The organism is Roseobacter sp. N2S (genome assembly GCF_031454055.1).
GTDB lineage: Bacteria > Pseudomonadota > Alphaproteobacteria > Rhodobacterales > Rhodobacteraceae > Amylibacter.
Genome location: NZ_JAVDQB010000007.1, coordinates 93,445 through 107,762, shown reverse-complemented (window position 1 = coordinate 107,762; position 14,318 = coordinate 93,445). Strand labels below are relative to the sequence as shown.

General features: G+C 54.5%; 14 protein-coding genes. 8 read left to right on the top strand and 6 right to left on the bottom strand.

Annotation, left to right across the window (positions count from 1 at the left end; all coding sequences use genetic code 11):
• Positions 1 to 12 precede the first annotated feature (12 nt).
• Complete coding sequence (locus tag GGE09_RS16245; protein WP_309747216.1) at positions 13 to 1,650, bottom strand: hypothetical protein; 1,638 nt, start codon at positions 1,648 to 1,650, stop codon at positions 13 to 15.
• Between the two features lie 87 nt (positions 1,651 to 1,737).
• On the opposite strand from GGE09_RS16245, the gene fumC reads away from it, so the two are divergent.
• From fumC to GGE09_RS16225, 4 genes are all read left to right on the top strand, one after another.
• A complete protein-coding gene (gene fumC / locus GGE09_RS16240; RefSeq protein WP_309747215.1) occupies positions 1,738 to 3,129 on the top strand; it encodes a class II fumarate hydratase in 1,392 nt (463 codons plus the stop codon).
• Between the two features lie 761 nt (positions 3,130 to 3,890).
• Positions 3,891 to 4,922 carry a Hint domain-containing protein gene (locus GGE09_RS16235; RefSeq protein ID WP_309747214.1) on the top strand — a complete coding sequence of 344 codons (1,032 nt, stop codon included), beginning with the start codon at positions 3,891 to 3,893 and terminating at the stop codon, positions 4,920 to 4,922.
• Between the two features lie 178 nt (positions 4,923 to 5,100).
• On the top strand, positions 5,101 to 6,057 hold the full coding sequence (locus tag GGE09_RS16230; RefSeq protein WP_309747213.1) for a Hint domain-containing protein: 957 nt from the start codon (positions 5,101 to 5,103) through the stop codon (positions 6,055 to 6,057).
• Positions 6,054 to 6,290: a ribbon-helix-helix domain-containing protein gene (locus GGE09_RS16225; RefSeq protein WP_309747212.1), complete on the top strand. Its 237-nt coding sequence runs from the start codon at positions 6,054 to 6,056 to the stop codon at positions 6,288 to 6,290. Before GGE09_RS16230 ends, GGE09_RS16225 begins: the two co-directional genes overlap by 4 nt.
• Here GGE09_RS16225 and GGE09_RS16220 read toward each other — a convergent pair.
• The 3 genes from GGE09_RS16220 to GGE09_RS16210 all read right to left on the bottom strand — a co-directional run bounded on the left by GGE09_RS16220 (position 6,238) and on the right by GGE09_RS16210 (position 9,676).
• Positions 6,238 to 7,641 (bottom strand): cytochrome P450, encoded by a 1,404-nt coding sequence (locus tag GGE09_RS16220; RefSeq protein WP_309747211.1) that lies wholly within the window; start codon positions 7,639 to 7,641, stop codon positions 6,238 to 6,240. The genes GGE09_RS16225 and GGE09_RS16220 overlap by 53 nt on opposite strands.
• A complete protein-coding gene (locus GGE09_RS16215) occupies positions 7,638 to 8,858 on the bottom strand; it encodes a hypothetical protein (RefSeq protein ID WP_309747210.1) in 1,221 nt (406 codons plus the stop codon). Before GGE09_RS16215 ends, GGE09_RS16220 begins: the two co-directional genes overlap by 4 nt.
• A 65-nt stretch (positions 8,859 to 8,923) precedes the next feature.
• The gene (locus GGE09_RS16210) at positions 8,924 to 9,676 is read right to left on the bottom strand and encodes a cytochrome c biogenesis protein CcdA (protein ID WP_309747209.1); all 753 of its coding nucleotides are present in this window, start codon (positions 9,674 to 9,676) and stop codon (positions 8,924 to 8,926) included.
• Between the two features lie 92 nt (positions 9,677 to 9,768).
• Here GGE09_RS16210 and GGE09_RS16205 point away from each other — a divergent pair, with 92 nt between their 5' ends.
• A complete protein-coding gene (locus GGE09_RS16205) occupies positions 9,769 to 10,002 on the top strand; it encodes a sulfurtransferase TusA family protein (RefSeq protein ID WP_309747208.1) in 234 nt (77 codons plus the stop codon).
• Positions 10,003 to 10,075: 73 nt separating this feature from the next.
• Here the strand turns inward: GGE09_RS16205 and GGE09_RS16200 are convergent, their stop codons facing one another.
• Together GGE09_RS16200 and GGE09_RS16195 are read right to left on the bottom strand one after the other, a co-directional pair.
• Positions 10,076 to 10,531 carry an Lrp/AsnC family transcriptional regulator gene (locus tag GGE09_RS16200; RefSeq protein WP_309747207.1) on the bottom strand — a complete coding sequence of 152 codons (456 nt, stop codon included), beginning with the start codon at positions 10,529 to 10,531 and terminating at the stop codon, positions 10,076 to 10,078.
• A complete protein-coding gene (locus GGE09_RS16195) occupies positions 10,528 to 10,989 on the bottom strand; it encodes an Lrp/AsnC family transcriptional regulator (RefSeq protein ID WP_309747206.1) in 462 nt (153 codons plus the stop codon). The genes GGE09_RS16200 and GGE09_RS16195 overlap by 4 nt, the downstream gene beginning before the upstream one ends.
• A gap of 130 nt (positions 10,990 to 11,119) precedes the next feature.
• Here GGE09_RS16195 and ilvC point away from each other — a divergent pair, with 130 nt between their 5' ends.
• The 3 genes from ilvC (at position 11,120) to GGE09_RS16180 (ending at position 14,253) form a co-directional block, all read left to right on the top strand.
• A complete protein-coding gene (gene ilvC, locus GGE09_RS16190) occupies positions 11,120 to 12,142 on the top strand; it encodes a ketol-acid reductoisomerase (protein ID WP_309747205.1) in 1,023 nt (340 codons plus the stop codon).
• 73 nt (positions 12,143 to 12,215) lie between these two features.
• Complete coding sequence (locus GGE09_RS16185) at positions 12,216 to 13,133, top strand: DMT family transporter (protein WP_309747204.1); 918 nt, start codon at positions 12,216 to 12,218, stop codon at positions 13,131 to 13,133.
• Positions 13,134 to 13,365: 232 nt separating this feature from the next.
• The gene (locus tag GGE09_RS16180; RefSeq protein WP_309747203.1) at positions 13,366 to 14,253 is read left to right on the top strand and encodes a LysR family transcriptional regulator; all 888 of its coding nucleotides are present in this window, start codon (positions 13,366 to 13,368) and stop codon (positions 14,251 to 14,253) included.
• Positions 14,254 to 14,318: the final 65 nt, after the last annotated feature.

The following is a 14,318-nucleotide window of genomic DNA, read 5'->3' as shown; positions in this document are numbered from 1 at the left end:
CGCTAACAGCCCCTAATGGGTCAACCGACAAAAGCAGGACGCCTTAATCGGTGCATCCGCGCGGGCATTGGCAATATCAAGACGCTGCTTGATCAACCGCGCCTCCCCGACCTGCCCCGTTTTCATCAGACATTCATGCAGCCCGTGCAAAGCCCAGACGTTATCAGGGTTTTGACAGGCGCGTGCCAGCTTTCCATCCAGACCCAGATCGGCGCGGTAGACCGCCTCGGCTTCGGCGACCCTGCCCTGCTCCAGCAACAGCGCCCCCAGCGCGTGACGGCTGGGCTGCATCCAGCCCCAAGGTTCCTCGTAAGGCAGTGTATCATCCAGTTCGACAGATTTGCGCAGATGATCAAAAGCCAGATCATAATCGCCTTTGCGGTAGGCCAGCTCGCCTTCCAGCATTTGGGTGCCGATATTCAGGATGTCCGAACATAGATTGTTAAACAAAACCCGCGTTTCGGGCACGGCGGCTTTGGCGGGATAAAACGCCGCGCGGTGGATTTCAGCCTGTGCCACATCACCGCTGGCCGCACATGCAACCGCCTTGGCATAGGCGGAAACTGCGTGGGTAAAGGCAAATAATTCTGCGTTTTCAGGTGGTACATAGGCTTTGATCGCATCCCACTGGCCAAAGCGGATCAGCGCATGCAGGCGCATGGGAAAATAGCTTTCGATCCAGTCGGCCGCGGGTTCAATCACGTCAGGGGTCAACAGGTTTTCCAGAAAATCCGCCGCCTGTAACGCGGGGCCAATCTGGCCTAGAAACATGGCACCATACAGCTGGAAATGCAGGTTGTGGCACATATAGGTGGTGTAAAAGGTAAACGGGCCGTTTTCTGCCAGATACTTCTGATCCGCTTTCCACGCCACCCCATTGCGGGTGACCACGTTTTGATATTGCCCGCACAGCACATCAATATGGGTGGCCATATGTTGCAGATGCCCAGCGTCTGGCACTAATCCGGTTAACGCATCGCCCGCTTTCAGTGCTTTTTCAGGGTGCGGCGACATTTCCATCAGGTGGATATACATGTGCAGCAGACCGGGGTGCGTCATGGCGGCGGGGTCATTGGCAAAAGCGGTTTCCATCAGGGTCATCGCCTCGGCGGTACTGGCATTTTGGGCAGGCGCACCTGATTGCAGATCCCACAAGGCCCAAGGGGAACGGCTCATCAAGGCCTCGGCTGTCAGCGCACAGATGTCCAGATCAGTGGGGTGATCGCGGTAAACGCTGCGCATCGCTTGGGCGTATGCCTCGGTATAGGGTTGGAAATCCTCTTCCTCAGCGGCAGTAATATTGCGGGCTGCAAGGGCGCGGATCAAGGCTTGTTCCATCGGGGTGGCACCGTCCAGACCTTTCAGCGCCCCAGCATAATGTTCTCCAAAGACGGCAACCGCCTTTTGTTTCTCACGGTAGGGATAGTCGGGCCAAGTATAATTATAGTTTGGCCCGATGGCATAACAGATGCCCCAATGGGCCATGACGCAGGCGGGATCAGCGGCCAGTGCTTTTTCAAAACAGGCTATCGCCTCGTTGTGATTAAAGCCGAAAGTCCAGTTCAATCCCCGATCAAACCAAAGCTGGGCTTGCGGGGATGGGGTGGTAATGGCGCGGCTGTGCCCGCCCAGATTATAATAGGTGTTCATCCTGTGACAGTGATATGACTTTTGGACGTTGGCAAGCATCATTGGCAGCAGTATATGGTAGCCAAGTTTTTTACATTGGAGCCCGAGATGACCGATACCCGCACAGAAACCGACAGTTTTGGCCCGTTGGAGGTTCCTTCCGACAAATATTGGGGCGCACAAACCCAGCGCAGCCTGAAGAACTTTCCGATTGGATGGGAAAAACAACCGGTTGCGGTGGTACGCGCCCTTGGTGTGATCAAGAAAGCCTGTGCGCAGGCGAATAAAGAATTGGGTAAAATCCCCGCTGAACTGGCTGATGCGATGATTGCGGCCGCTGGTGAAGTGGTTGAAGGCAAGCTGGACGATCATTTCCCGCTGGTGGTTTGGCAAACAGGGTCTGGCACCCAGTCCAACATGAACGCAAATGAAGTTGTGTCCAACCGTGCCATCGAAATGCTGGGCGGCGCATTGGGCACCAAGACACCCGTTCACCCCAACGACCATTGCAACATGGGTCAGTCCTCGAACGATACCTTCCCCACCGCCATGCATATTTCCGCGGCTATGACAGCCCATGACGTGCTGATCCCCGGTCTGGAAAAACTGCACGCCGCACTGGCAGCCAAGGCCGAAGCCTTCAAAGACATCATTAAAATCGGCCGCACCCACACACAGGATGCAACGCCCCTGACACTGGGTCAGGAATTTGGCGGCTATGCTTATCAGGTGGAACAAGGCATCAAGCGGGTGAAACACGCGCTGGAAAACATCTATCCACTGGCCCAAGGTGGTACGGCTGTGGGCACTGGTCTGAACACGCCAATCGGTTGGGGGGAAATGGTTGCCAAGAACATGGCAGAGATCACCGGCCTGCCGTTCATCACCGCCCCGAATAAGTTTGAGGCTCTGGCCGCCCATGACGCCCATGTGGAAATGTCAGGCGCGTTGAAAACTGTCGCCGCGTCCCTGTTCAAAATTGCCAATGATATTCGCTTGCTGGGTTCCGGTCCGCGCTGCGGCTTGGGCGAATTGATGTTGCCTGAAAACGAACCAGGTTCCAGCATTATGCCGGGCAAAGTGAACCCCACCCAGTGTGAGGCGCTGACACAGGTTTGCGCCCATGTGTTTGGCAATGACGCCGCCGTTGGCTTTGCAGGCTCGCAAGGGCATTTTGAACTGAACGTCTATAAACCGATGATGGCTTATAACGTGCTGCAATCCATGCAATTGCTGGGCGATGCGTCAGTTGCGTTTACCGACAATTGTGTTGTGGGCATTGAGGCTGACGAGGAACGGATTTCAACCCTGATGTGGGAAAGCCTGATGCTGGTCACAGCGCTGGCGCCTGAAATCGGTTATGATAATGCCACGAAGGTTGCCAAGACCGCCCATAAGAACCGCACCACCCTGAAAGAAGAAGCCGTGAAACTGGGCTTTGTCACCGCAGAACGCTTTGACGAAGTGGTACAGCCAGCGGATATGATCGGCCCTAAATAAGCTGTATTTCACCCCGATAAGAGCCGCCCTGCCCCGCAGGTGCGGCTCTTTTTGACTCAAAACCTAAGTATTTTCGAATTGCCGATTAACCGCATCCACGCCACTTCCCTGTAAGACTGGGCGCAGTCAGTTTTCACGCTGAATAACTTACGACTTTAAAATTACGGGGGTAGTTTGATGAAACACAGCTTTGGCAGCTGGACCAAACACTTGGGTGCTATAGGGGCAATTGGCAGCGAAACCGCTGGCGCGGCGGTTTATCCAAAACGACACGGGGGTAAGGGCTTTCCAGCGCCACCAAAGTGTCAGAGCTTTGTCAAACAGCGCGCTGGGGTCGATTGGTTGGGCAATGGCACCCTCAGGCTTGAATTCACAGAGATGAGCGCCTCTTTCGCCAAACAGGCCGCTGACAGACATCCAAACGGCCCGAACACTGGAACGATAAATGGGTCAACACATAGCCTGTCGCAATCCCCCAACAGGGTTTGGAAAAAACTTCAGGTATGACGTTCAACTACCTAAGGTGGACACATGCACCACAAGATGCAGCTAAAATAGCAGGTATATAGTAAAATAACGACATAACACCACTATATAGCCGCTGTTTTGGGAAAAAACCTTGTCTGATTCCCCCTCCTGACCTAATATTTAGGCAAGAACCAGAACCTCCGTCAGAGAGGTCAAAGGTCAAGAGGCGGGCAGCGGATAACATCACCAGCATAAGGTGAGGGTCTATCTGCCCTAGGGTATCGGGCGGGTGATTGGGACAATTTACCTTTTTTGAAGTGAACGGCGATCCGTTGAACTACAGTAGCCTAACGCTGGGTTCCAGCGGGCAGGCCGTGGTTGAGGATAATGACGGTTTTCTTCAATCTGGTGCCGACGATACGGGCATACAGTTTTCCATCAACGGGGTGGATTTTGAATCTTCAGCCTGGCCTGACTATGAATCCACCGGTGACAATGTTGAAATTTTCAGCGCCACCATCCGGCACGGTTGGTACAATCAAACCGTAACCTTCGCCTATCTTACTGCCGAAAACGATGGCGTGGATGACCGTGTAGACAGACTGGTGCAGCTTTCTGGTCCGGAATTCTACCCAGGTATGCGCCTGCGCAATATCCGCTTGAAAGACGGCAACTCGGATATTCCCTATAACTCTATCCCGTCCATCATCTGCTTCACGCCGGGTGCTATGATCACAACACCACGGGGGCAAGTTGCGGTGGAAAACCTGCGGGTAGGCGATCTGGTGATTACGGCAGATAACGGTTTACAGGCCATTCGCTGGGTTGGCCGCAAACGCATGACTGGTGCGCGATTGCAGGCCTATCCCGAACTGCGCCCCGTACGCATCCGCAAAGACGCCTTTGGAAACGGTCTGCCAGAACGGGATATGTGGGTTTCGCCACAACATCGCATGTTAGTACGCTCTGAACGGACAGCGCTTGATTACGGCGAGACCGAGGCCTTGGTGCCTGCGAAGGGATTGCTTAACGATTTATCGGTTACAATCGACTATGGCTTGCGCGAAACCGAATACGTCCACATCCTGTTTGACCGACATGAGGTGATTTTTGCCAATGCCACCCCGACCGAAAGCTTTCACCCCGGGCATCATGCGCTCGACACCATCGAAGACGACGCTCGCAGTGAATTGTTTGAAATCTTCCCAGAGCTGGAACAAAAACCAACCGAATACGGCCCCACCGCCCGACTAAGCCTGAAGGTACAGGAAACCCGTTCACTGATGCGGCGCGGTGCTTTTGCTGGCATGGGGCTGGGGTTGTGACGCGAAAGACTCAATCCAGCAAAATTAGAAATACATTGCGCACAGGGAATTGAACGAACCCAAACCTTGGCGCAAGATAAAAACATAAAATGATCTGGCACAAGCTGGACAGACATGAGGCAGGCGATTACGCCCCCGCGACGAGGCGGGGGCGGCATCCAGAACATATAGGTGTGATGTGAACATCACCTTTTACGAAACCTTAGGAAAACCCGAGGTAGACGGGGAATGCACGACTCTGCGTGAGGGTCTTGCCGAACTGGCTGTGGCCCCTGACACATTGATGAATTTAGGCGCGGATCAAAGCCGCTGCCAGATAGACGGCGTTGAATACCTACTATCCGGCCCTGCCCAAGGGGCAGTCTGGTCAGGTGTGGTCAATCCCAACACCCGCCGCCAACGCCGCGTTCAATTCGCCCAATTGCGCCGCATCGACGGACAACGCTGCCCAACACGGATTGTATTGATCAAAGGCAAATTAGCCCGCGGTGAAGCCATTTTAAACGTCACCGCAAGCCAGAATTCGGTCACGCTGGATCACGACGGGCTGGTTTGTTTCACCCAAGGCTGCAACATCCTGACCGCATTTGGCGATCTGCCAATTCAGAACCTGCGGGTGGGTGATCTGGTGCATACAGCTGACAACGGGCTGCAACCAATCCGCTGGATCGGCTCCCGTGAGGTGACACAAACCCGCATCAATCTTGCCCCCCATTTACGCCCTGTGGTTATTCGTCGTGATACTTTTGGACCAGGCCTGCCAATCAGCGACATGCGTGTTTCCCAAAAGCATCGGATGGTTCTGGAAACCGATGAAATCCTGCAAGTTTATGGCACTAGCGGCATTCTAGCCCCCGCCGCAATTCTGGTGAATGACGGCAATATCCAGTTGGACCCCGTCGCCAAAGACACCCGCTATATCCACCTGCTGTTCGACGATCACCAGATCATCTTTGCCGACGGCATCCCAACCGAAAGCTTTTATCCCTGCCCCAGTTCGCTGATGTCCCTGACACCCGAGGATCGCAGGTTGGTGTTTTCCCTGATGCCGCATCTTGAATCCCACCCGCTAAGCTACGGCCCCTGCGCGCGGCCTGTCTTGCCAGTGGATTTATCGCAGTTTAAGGCGGCATGATGGGATATGATCGGCCCAGCAAACATTCACTTTCCCTAAAAGGTCATCGCACCAGCGTATCCCTAGAGCAGGAATTTTGGGATGGCTTTCGCGAAATTGCCAAAGCAGAGGGCACCGCACTGAACGCTTTAGCGGCGCGTATTGATGCGGAACGGGGAATTGATTGCGGCCTGGCCTCTGCTATTCGACTGTTTGTGTTTCGCTGGTATCGGGACCACGGGGCCGCAAGCTAAGGTGAATTCCGTCTTTGGCCCGCACTGTCAAATGAGCAGCGGGAACAGGCACTTTACCATCCACCACCCTGAATTCAAACGATTTTGCTAGAATAGCCAGCAGCAGCACGCCTTCCACCATGGCGAACCCGGCGCCAGTACAGACCCGCGGGCCAGTGGAAAACGGGATATACGCCTCGCGCGCGGGCTTCTTGGTTTCGGGGCGGTCCCAGCGATCCGGATCAAACACATCGGGTTTGTCCCAAAACCGCTGATGTCGGCCCATATGCCAAGGCGAAATCACGATCTGACTGCCCACTTTGATCTTACGTTTGCGAAAGGTTTCCTGTTTCAGGTTCTCACGTACCATCATGGGCACGGGGGGATACAGGCGCAAGGCTTCGCGAAAGACATTGCGGGTGAAAGGCATTTTTGAAAGGTTTTTAAAGCTGAAATCCCCATCAGCACTGGCGGTACGGGCCTCGGCTGCGACGCGGGCCTGTGCGGATTGGTCTACTGCCAGCAAATACAGCGTCCAAGCCAGCGCCGAGGCGGATGTTTCATGGCCAGCCAGAAAGAAAATCGCCACCTGATCCACCATATCCGCACCAGTAAATTTTTCCCCCGTCAGAGGATCGGCAGTGGTCATGATTTTGGTGGCCAGATCGTCGGGCGCTGTGCCAGCGGCAATTTCCGCCGCGCGGTCGTCGGTCAGTTTGGTCAGCAAAGCCCGAATTTTGGCGCTGGTGTCTTTGGTGCTGGTCCGTTGAAACGCAGGCATCCAACGGGGCATTTTAAAGAAACTTGCCACATTCATCAAAGGCTGGGTACGTTGATAATTGCGGAAATTTTCGAATACACCTTTGGCGTCATTATCGGTGATCGGGATGGAAAACAGTGTGCGAAAGATAACGTCGGCGGCCAGTTGCGAGGTTTGTTCTTCGATTTCAAGCGAGGCCCCTGTGGCAAGCGGGGTCAACCGTTCAACCGCTGCATGGCCAGCGTCTAGCATGGATGGAAACACATCGCGCAGACGCCCGCCCTCAAAAGCGGGATCAATGATACGGCGCTGATGTTTCCATTTTTCGCCGTTTGACACAAAAACCCCGTCCCCCAGCAAGGAAAACAGCGCGCCACGGATAATTTCGGATTTAGGGAAATCATCGGGGCGTTCGTTTAGGACGGTTTTAACCAGTTCGGGTTGGTTTACAAAATAACTGCGAAAAAAAGGCATGCGGAATTCAGCCATCCAAGCGCGGTACAGCCGTTCGGGTTGACTGGCAAAAATGTCTTTACGGAACAATTGGATATGCTGCCACAGGGATACTTTGTCAGGGCGTGAGGCTGGTTTGGGCGGGGTGAAATCACTCATCCAGACATGCTCGTATGTGGGTTCACGGCGCGGCTGATCCGCGAGGGAGAGTGGTTGCGGCGGGCAAAACGATCCGCCAAAAACTCGGGTCCGGCAGTGATTTTGAAATAATCGTATTCTTTGGGCAGATCAAAGGCGCAAAGATACTGAAAGTGCAGGCGGAAGAATTTGTTTTTGATTTCTTTCTGTCGGGCCTCTGACAGGGTTTGGGTAAAGGCCGCTGACAGCACCAGCGGGTGGATTTTTCCGTTTTCGGGGGCCACGCCTGACACAGAAACCGGATCACAAAGTGCAAAGGTGGCGCCGTCACTGGGGGCGGACACATCTACCCAAGACAGGCACTTTTGTTGGCACAGGAAATTCAGATCGCCGCGTAAGCGACTGGCATTGCGCAAAAAACTGACCATGGGGATCACCTGCCCAAGGGTCAAAAGGGCCAGCCGCGGGCCGTGGTCCGGCACCCTGCCCTGACGGATCAGATCGGCCAGAATACTGACCGCCAGATGCGCGCCCGATGAATGGCCGACCACCAGAACCTCATCCACATCAGATTGCAGGGCGTGCGCAATGCGGTCGGCAAAGCCAGCCATGCGCAGTTCCAATTCGGGCGGATTTTCCCCTTTGAAGCGGGCGGAATAGCCGTAATCATGCATCAGGTAATAGGCAAACAGATGGGCGTCTTTGCGTTTGAACCAGGTCAACAGGCCGATGAGTATCAGCGGCGCAGCAATCAGGCCTGACAACCAGTGGAGATATTGAACCGACAGAAAATAGGCCGCCGCCGCCAACCCAAGGGCCAGAAAAAGTTGAACCAACAGCATTGCAACGGGATAAAGCGCGGCCAGAACCGGACCAATGCGCAGTTTCATCAGGCCAAACAGCGCACCGGAACCGATGTATTCCCATGCCGTGGTCAGCAGCAAAAGATAGGTGCGGGCGATGTTCTGATCCATCGAGGTTTGCACAATATCAGCCCAAAACAGCACTTGAGCCTCGGTTTTGGTGAATTTCCCGTCGATTTCAGACTCAACCCCCCAGCCGAAATATTCAACACCTCTGGCTTTGGGGACAAGTTTCAATTGGTAGCCCGAAATTTCAGCCTGCTCTGCGCCTTCCTTACGATACAACTCGCGATACCGGCGCGGGGGCACCGGATCGTAACCAGGAATATAGAACATCTGGCGGGTTTTGACGGTGTGTCTTGCCTCTTCGGGCATTATTCGGACCTGATACTGCTAAATCCCTGTCACTATAGGCAGGAATTCTAGCGAAAGTAAGGCGGTTAACCCACCAAGGCCAAAGCGGGGAACATTTCCAGCAGCCAGTAGGAAAACCGCGAGAACAGATCAAACACCAGCATCAGGCCGACGCAGATCAACAGGACACCCATGATCTTTTCGATCAAAGCCATATGGCGTTTGAAGCGGTTCATGATGGTCACGGCGCGGTTGATGAAAACAGCGGCGAGAATGAACGGCAGGCCAAGGCCAAGCGCGTAGAACCCCATCAGGATTGTGCCCCGCGCGATAGAACCCTCTTGGGCGGCCACAGACAGGATCGCGCCGAGGATCGGGCCGATGCAGGGGGTCCAGCCAAAGGCGAAAGCCAGCCCAAGAACATAGGCCCCAAAGGCGCTGCCGCCTTGATCGCCTGCGTCGATGCGGGCTTCACGGTACAGGAAGGGAATGCGGATCAGGCCGATGAAATGCAGGCCGAACAGAATAATGATCCCGCCTGCAACCATTCCGAAAACCCGTTGGTTTTGCAGGAAAATCTGGCCCAGCAAGGAAGATGTAAAGCCGAGGAAAATAAACACCGTAGACAGGCCAAGCGCGAAGAAGATGGCCGCGATGATCGCAGGGCGGTTCGATTGTTTACCTTCGGTCATATCCGCCATGGTGATGCCGCCCATATAGGCAATATAGGGGGGCACAATCGGCAGCACGCAGGGGCTGAGAAAGGAAATAACGCCAGCCAGCAAAGCGACCAGCAGCGAGGGCAGCAGGGCTGCATCTATGACGTCAATTCCAAACATGACACAGCCTTACTGCAAGCGCGCACCCCCGTCATCCCAGAAGCGATCACGCTTGCGTGGACTCTTGCAACAAAGCCGATTAACTGGCGGGTATGGACTATGATGCTGATCTTGATGCCACGGGTTTGTTATGCCCCTTGCCCGTTTTAAAGGCGCGAAAACGCTTGCAGGCTTTGGCCGCGGGGCAGATTTTGCGTGTAACGGCAGATGACCCTGCTGCGGTCATCGACATGCCGCATTTTTGCGCGGAACAAGGGCATGTTTTGGTGGCAAGCGATGTAGACGCCGCACCGCAGGTCTATTTTATCGCCAAACGCGGCGCATGAGGCTTGGTTTAGGGGCCTCGCCGGCCCCCGCCTTTGGCTCCCCCGCAGGTATTTTTGGCTCGAAAGAAGATGATCAGAGCAGAATTGGGCTGGTTTCTTCGCTGAGCAGGACATTGGCGTCGACGTTACCAGCGCCCGGCAGGGTCATGATGCGGCGGCGCAGCACACGTTCGAAATCGGCGATGTCGCGGGCGACCACTTTGAGTCGGTAATCGTAAAGTCCAAGCACGTGTTGCACCACTTGGACCTCGGGGATGGCGGTCACGGCCCGTTCAAAGTCTTCGACGCTGACGCGGCCTTTGGTAGCGAGTTTGATGCCGAGGAAGACGGTGACGCCGAAGCCTAAAGCCTCTTGGTTGAGGCGGATGCTACGGCCTGTGATGACGCCGCCCTCTTCCAGTTTACGGATGCGGCGCCAACAGGCGGGTTGCGACAGGCCGACCCGCTTGGCCACGGCCGCCGCATTTAAAGAGCCGTCTTTTTGCAAGGCCCGCAGAATCGCACGGTCGGTGTCATCCAGATCTATCATAACGGCAAAATGTCAGAGTTTTTGAGGTTGGAGATCAGCATCAAGGCTTCGATATCGTCAATATGGGGCAAGGCGAGAATGCGGGTGCGGTAGATGTCTTGGTAATGGGCCATGTCACGGGCCAATACGTTCAGGCGCACATCGACACGGCCTAAAAAGGTTTGAATTTCATTGACTTCGGGGATTTTACGGGCGTCTGCGATAAAGGCATCAAAGGCGTTGGACTGGGTTTTATCCAAGGTGATACGCAAAGAGACCTCGACTTCATATCCCAATGCTTTGGGGTCGATGCGGATATCACGCCCTTGGATGATGCCCGATGTTTCAAGCCGTTCAATCCGCCGCCAGCAAGAAGCCGCAGTCAGGCCTGCCTGCTCTGCCAATTGGGCGGTGCTGGCAGAGGGGTCATGCTGCATCAGGCGCAGCAATCTTCTGTCTGTATCGTCGAGTGTTTGCATGAATTACTCAGTATCAGCACGCATGACGAATAACAATTGCAGAAAGCACGGGAATTTGTGATGTTTTGAACCCTCTCTCGTGTGGTTTCCCGTAATCTGTGGCCAGATACTGCACCCTAAGGAGAATATCATGCGTGTATATTACGATCGCGATTGCGACATCAACCTGATCAAGGACATGAAGGTCGCTATTCTGGGCTATGGCTCGCAAGGGCATGCCCATGCGCTGAACCTGCGTGATTCTGGCGCGAAGAACCTTGTTGTGGCGCTGCGCGAAGGCTCTGCCTCGGCTGCCAAAGCTGAAGGCGAAGGCCTGACCGTTATGGGTATCGCCGAAGCCGCTGCTTGGTGTGACCTGATCATGTTCACAATGCCCGACGAATTGCAGGCAGAAACATATAAAAAATACGTTCACGACAACCTGAAAGACGGCGCAGCCATCGCGTTTGCCCACGGTTTGAACGTACACTTCGGCCTGATCGAACCAAAAGCTGGTGTTGACGTGATCATGATGGCGCCAAAAGGCCCGGGTCACACGGTACGCGGCGAATTCACCAAAGGTGGCGGTGTGCCTTGTCTGGTGGCTGTGGATCAAAACGCATCCGGCAAAGCGCTGGAAATCGGCTTGTCCTACTGTTCCGCAATCGGTGGCGGCCGGTCCGGTGTTATTGAGACCAACTTCCGCGAAGAATGCGAAACCGATCTGTTCGGTGAACAAGCGGTTCTGTGTGGCGGTATCGTTGAATTGATCCGCATGGGCTTTGAAACGCTGGTTGAAGCCGGTTACGAGCCTGAAATGGCCTATTTCGAGTGCCTGCACGAAACCAAGCTGATCGTGGACCTGATCTATGAAGGCGGTATCGCCAACATGAACTATTCCATCTCTAATACTGCGGAATATGGCGAATATGTTTCCGGCCCGCGCATTCTGCCCTACGCTGAAACAAAACAACGCATGAAAGACGTTCTGACAGACATTCAAACGGGTAAATTCGTGCGTGACTTCATGCTGGAAAACGCTGTTGGCCAGCCGTCGTTCAAAGCGACACGCCGGATCAACGACGAGCACCAGATCGAAAAAGTGGGTGAAACCCTGCGCGGCATGATGCCTTGGATTTCTGCTGGTAAAATGGTTGATAAAACCAAAAACTAAACGCACTTCGGTAAAGACCGAAGTATGTGAAAAGGGCATCGTCAGCGATGCCCTTTTTGTTTAGCGTAACGCTATGACAGCATCTCCTGAACATCCGGGCCTGAAAAACTGGCTATTAATCATCGTCTTGGGGGCAATCTGGGGCGGGGCTTTCCTGTCCACCAAACTTGCCTTGGGCGGGTTTGGGCCGTGGTGGGTGGCCACGGGGCGCGTGGGTATTGCTGCTTTGGCGATTACCGTGCTGGGGGCAAGTATGGGGCAAGGCATGCACCGGATCACCGGCTTGCACAGTTGGACCTATGTCTGCGCCTTCGGGCTGACTTCGGTGGCGATGGGTATGGCGCTGCTGACATGGGGACAGCAGCATGTACTGTCGGCCTTTGCTGGGATTTCCATGGGGGCGGTGCCGCTGCTGATCCTGCCATTGGCCGCGATTTTTTCCAAAGATGAAGGCATCGGCCCGCGCCGTATTGCGGGGTTTGTTGTGGGGTTCATCGGCTTGTTGGTGCTGGTTGGCCCCCGTGCGTTTTCATCCAGCGGGCGCGATCTGGAAACATTGGGCCAACTGGCCTGTATCGGCACGGGCTGCATGTATGCCATCGGGTCCATTCTGACGCGACGCAGCCCGACAATGCCCCAACTTGCCTTTGCCGCTGCTACACTTTGGGTCGGGGTGATCATTCTGCTCCCCCTCGCCTTTTGGTTTGAAGGTACGCCTGCATCTTTAAACAGCAGCGCAGGATATGCCCTGATCTATGCAGCTTTAGTACCGACAGCCATCGGCGCAATCCTACGGGTGAAAATCATCAAATCCGCGGGGTCCGTTTTCATGAGCTTGACCAGCTACATGGTGCCAGTCTGGTCTGTGATCTTTGGAATGGTGTTTATCGGTGAAACAATCACGACACCTATGTATGCTGGAATGGGATTGATTCTGGGGGGAATCGGCATCAGCCAAAGTCGGGCTTTACTGGCATTCTGGAAGAAATAGCCCTCCCGTGGGAGGAGGATACGGGAGGGCCACTTACCACAAACATCATCCGGGAGGAGGTGGATGTGTTTGTATTCTGCAATCTAATGTGGCGGTGCTAGACGCACTGCCTGTTATTTATGCCGCAACGCAGTATTCCATGCTGCACCGCAACATTAGCGTGGGACTTCGGCGCAAACAACGCTAGTTATGCTCACAAGGGGTATGCCAATTTGGAAACGGGTCACGAGGCATGGATACTGCAGGATTAATGGTGGTTTTTGCGAAAGTCGTTGAAAGCGGAAGCTTTTCTGCGGCTGCGCGCAGTTTCGGGCGGACGCCCTCGGCGATCAGTAAACAAATCAGCCAATTGGAAGACCGGATGCACACAAGATTGCTGCACCGCACCAATGATGGCATCCTGTTGACTGACACGGGACGGGATTTCCATTCAAAATGCGCTGAAATTGCGCTGCTGGTGCGCAATGCCACCGAAGATGTTGATCTGGCTGAAGGCCAACCGCGCGGAATGCTGCGGGTGATCTGCTCGGTCGCTTTTGGCAAGGCGCGGTTGATCCCCCTGATGCCAGAGTTTCTGGAGATGTATCCCGAGTTAACCTTGCAATTGGAACTGTCCGACCGACGTGCGGATATTGAGGCCGAGGATATTGACGCCGCCGTGCGTTTTGCCGAGCAGATGGACGACCCAAAGGTCATCGCACGGCGGATCTTCACCAATGAACGGGTGATGTGTGCCGCGCCCGAATATCTGGAAAAACATGGAATGCCGAGCAGTCTGGAACAGTTGAGCCAGCACAATTGTCTGCAAGTGACAAAAATCAGGCGCCGGAACACTTGGGATATGATGGGGCCGGACGGGGCCGCGCAGATTGACGTAACGGGCAATTTCTTTGGCAATTCCGCAGATGTAATTTACCGCGCCACGCTAAACGGTTTGGGGATTTCCCGTCTGTCATATTTTATTGTGGATAATGATTTTGAGATTGGCCGTCTGGTGCGGGTTTTGCCAGAGTTTGTGCAGCCCCATGCGGACTTGGCTGTGATCTACGCCGAGAAACGTAACTTATCCCCGAAAATCCGGGTGTTTGTAGATTATCTGGCAAGTAAACTGTCCCATTAACGGGTTTAGATTCCGAGTATTTGGGGAACATTGATGCAGTATTGACTGCACGTTGCCGAGTGATC

Bases quoted from the DNA above. Each gene is read 5' to 3' on its own strand.
- GGE09_RS16225 (WP_309747212.1), top strand. From the start codon at position 6,054: ATGATGGGATATGATCGGCCCAGCAAACATTCACTTTCCCTAAAAGGT.
- GGE09_RS16200 (WP_309747207.1), bottom strand. From the start codon at position 10,531: ATGATAGATCTGGATGACACCGACCGTGCGATTCTGCGGGCCTTGCAA.
- fumC (WP_309747215.1), top strand. From the start codon at position 1,738: ATGACCGATACCCGCACAGAAACCGACAGTTTTGGCCCGTTGGAGGTT.
- GGE09_RS16215 (WP_309747210.1), bottom strand. From the start codon at position 8,858: ATGCCCGAAGAGGCAAGACACACCGTCAAAACCCGCCAGATGTTCTAT.
- GGE09_RS16220 (WP_309747211.1), bottom strand. From the start codon at position 7,641: ATGAGTGATTTCACCCCGCCCAAACCAGCCTCACGCCCTGACAAAGTA.
- GGE09_RS16245 (WP_309747216.1), bottom strand. From the start codon at position 1,650: ATGAACACCTATTATAATCTGGGCGGGCACAGCCGCGCCATTACCACC.
- GGE09_RS16210 (WP_309747209.1), bottom strand. From the start codon at position 9,676: ATGTTTGGAATTGACGTCATAGATGCAGCCCTGCTGCCCTCGCTGCTG.
- GGE09_RS16180 (WP_309747203.1), top strand. From the start codon at position 13,366: ATGGATACTGCAGGATTAATGGTGGTTTTTGCGAAAGTCGTTGAAAGC.
- ilvC (WP_309747205.1), top strand. From the start codon at position 11,120: ATGCGTGTATATTACGATCGCGATTGCGACATCAACCTGATCAAGGAC.
- GGE09_RS16205 (WP_309747208.1), top strand. From the start codon at position 9,769: ATGGACTATGATGCTGATCTTGATGCCACGGGTTTGTTATGCCCCTTG.
- GGE09_RS16195 (WP_309747206.1), bottom strand. From the start codon at position 10,989: ATGCAAACACTCGACGATACAGACAGAAGATTGCTGCGCCTGATGCAG.
- GGE09_RS16185 (WP_309747204.1), top strand. From the start codon at position 12,216: ATGACAGCATCTCCTGAACATCCGGGCCTGAAAAACTGGCTATTAATC.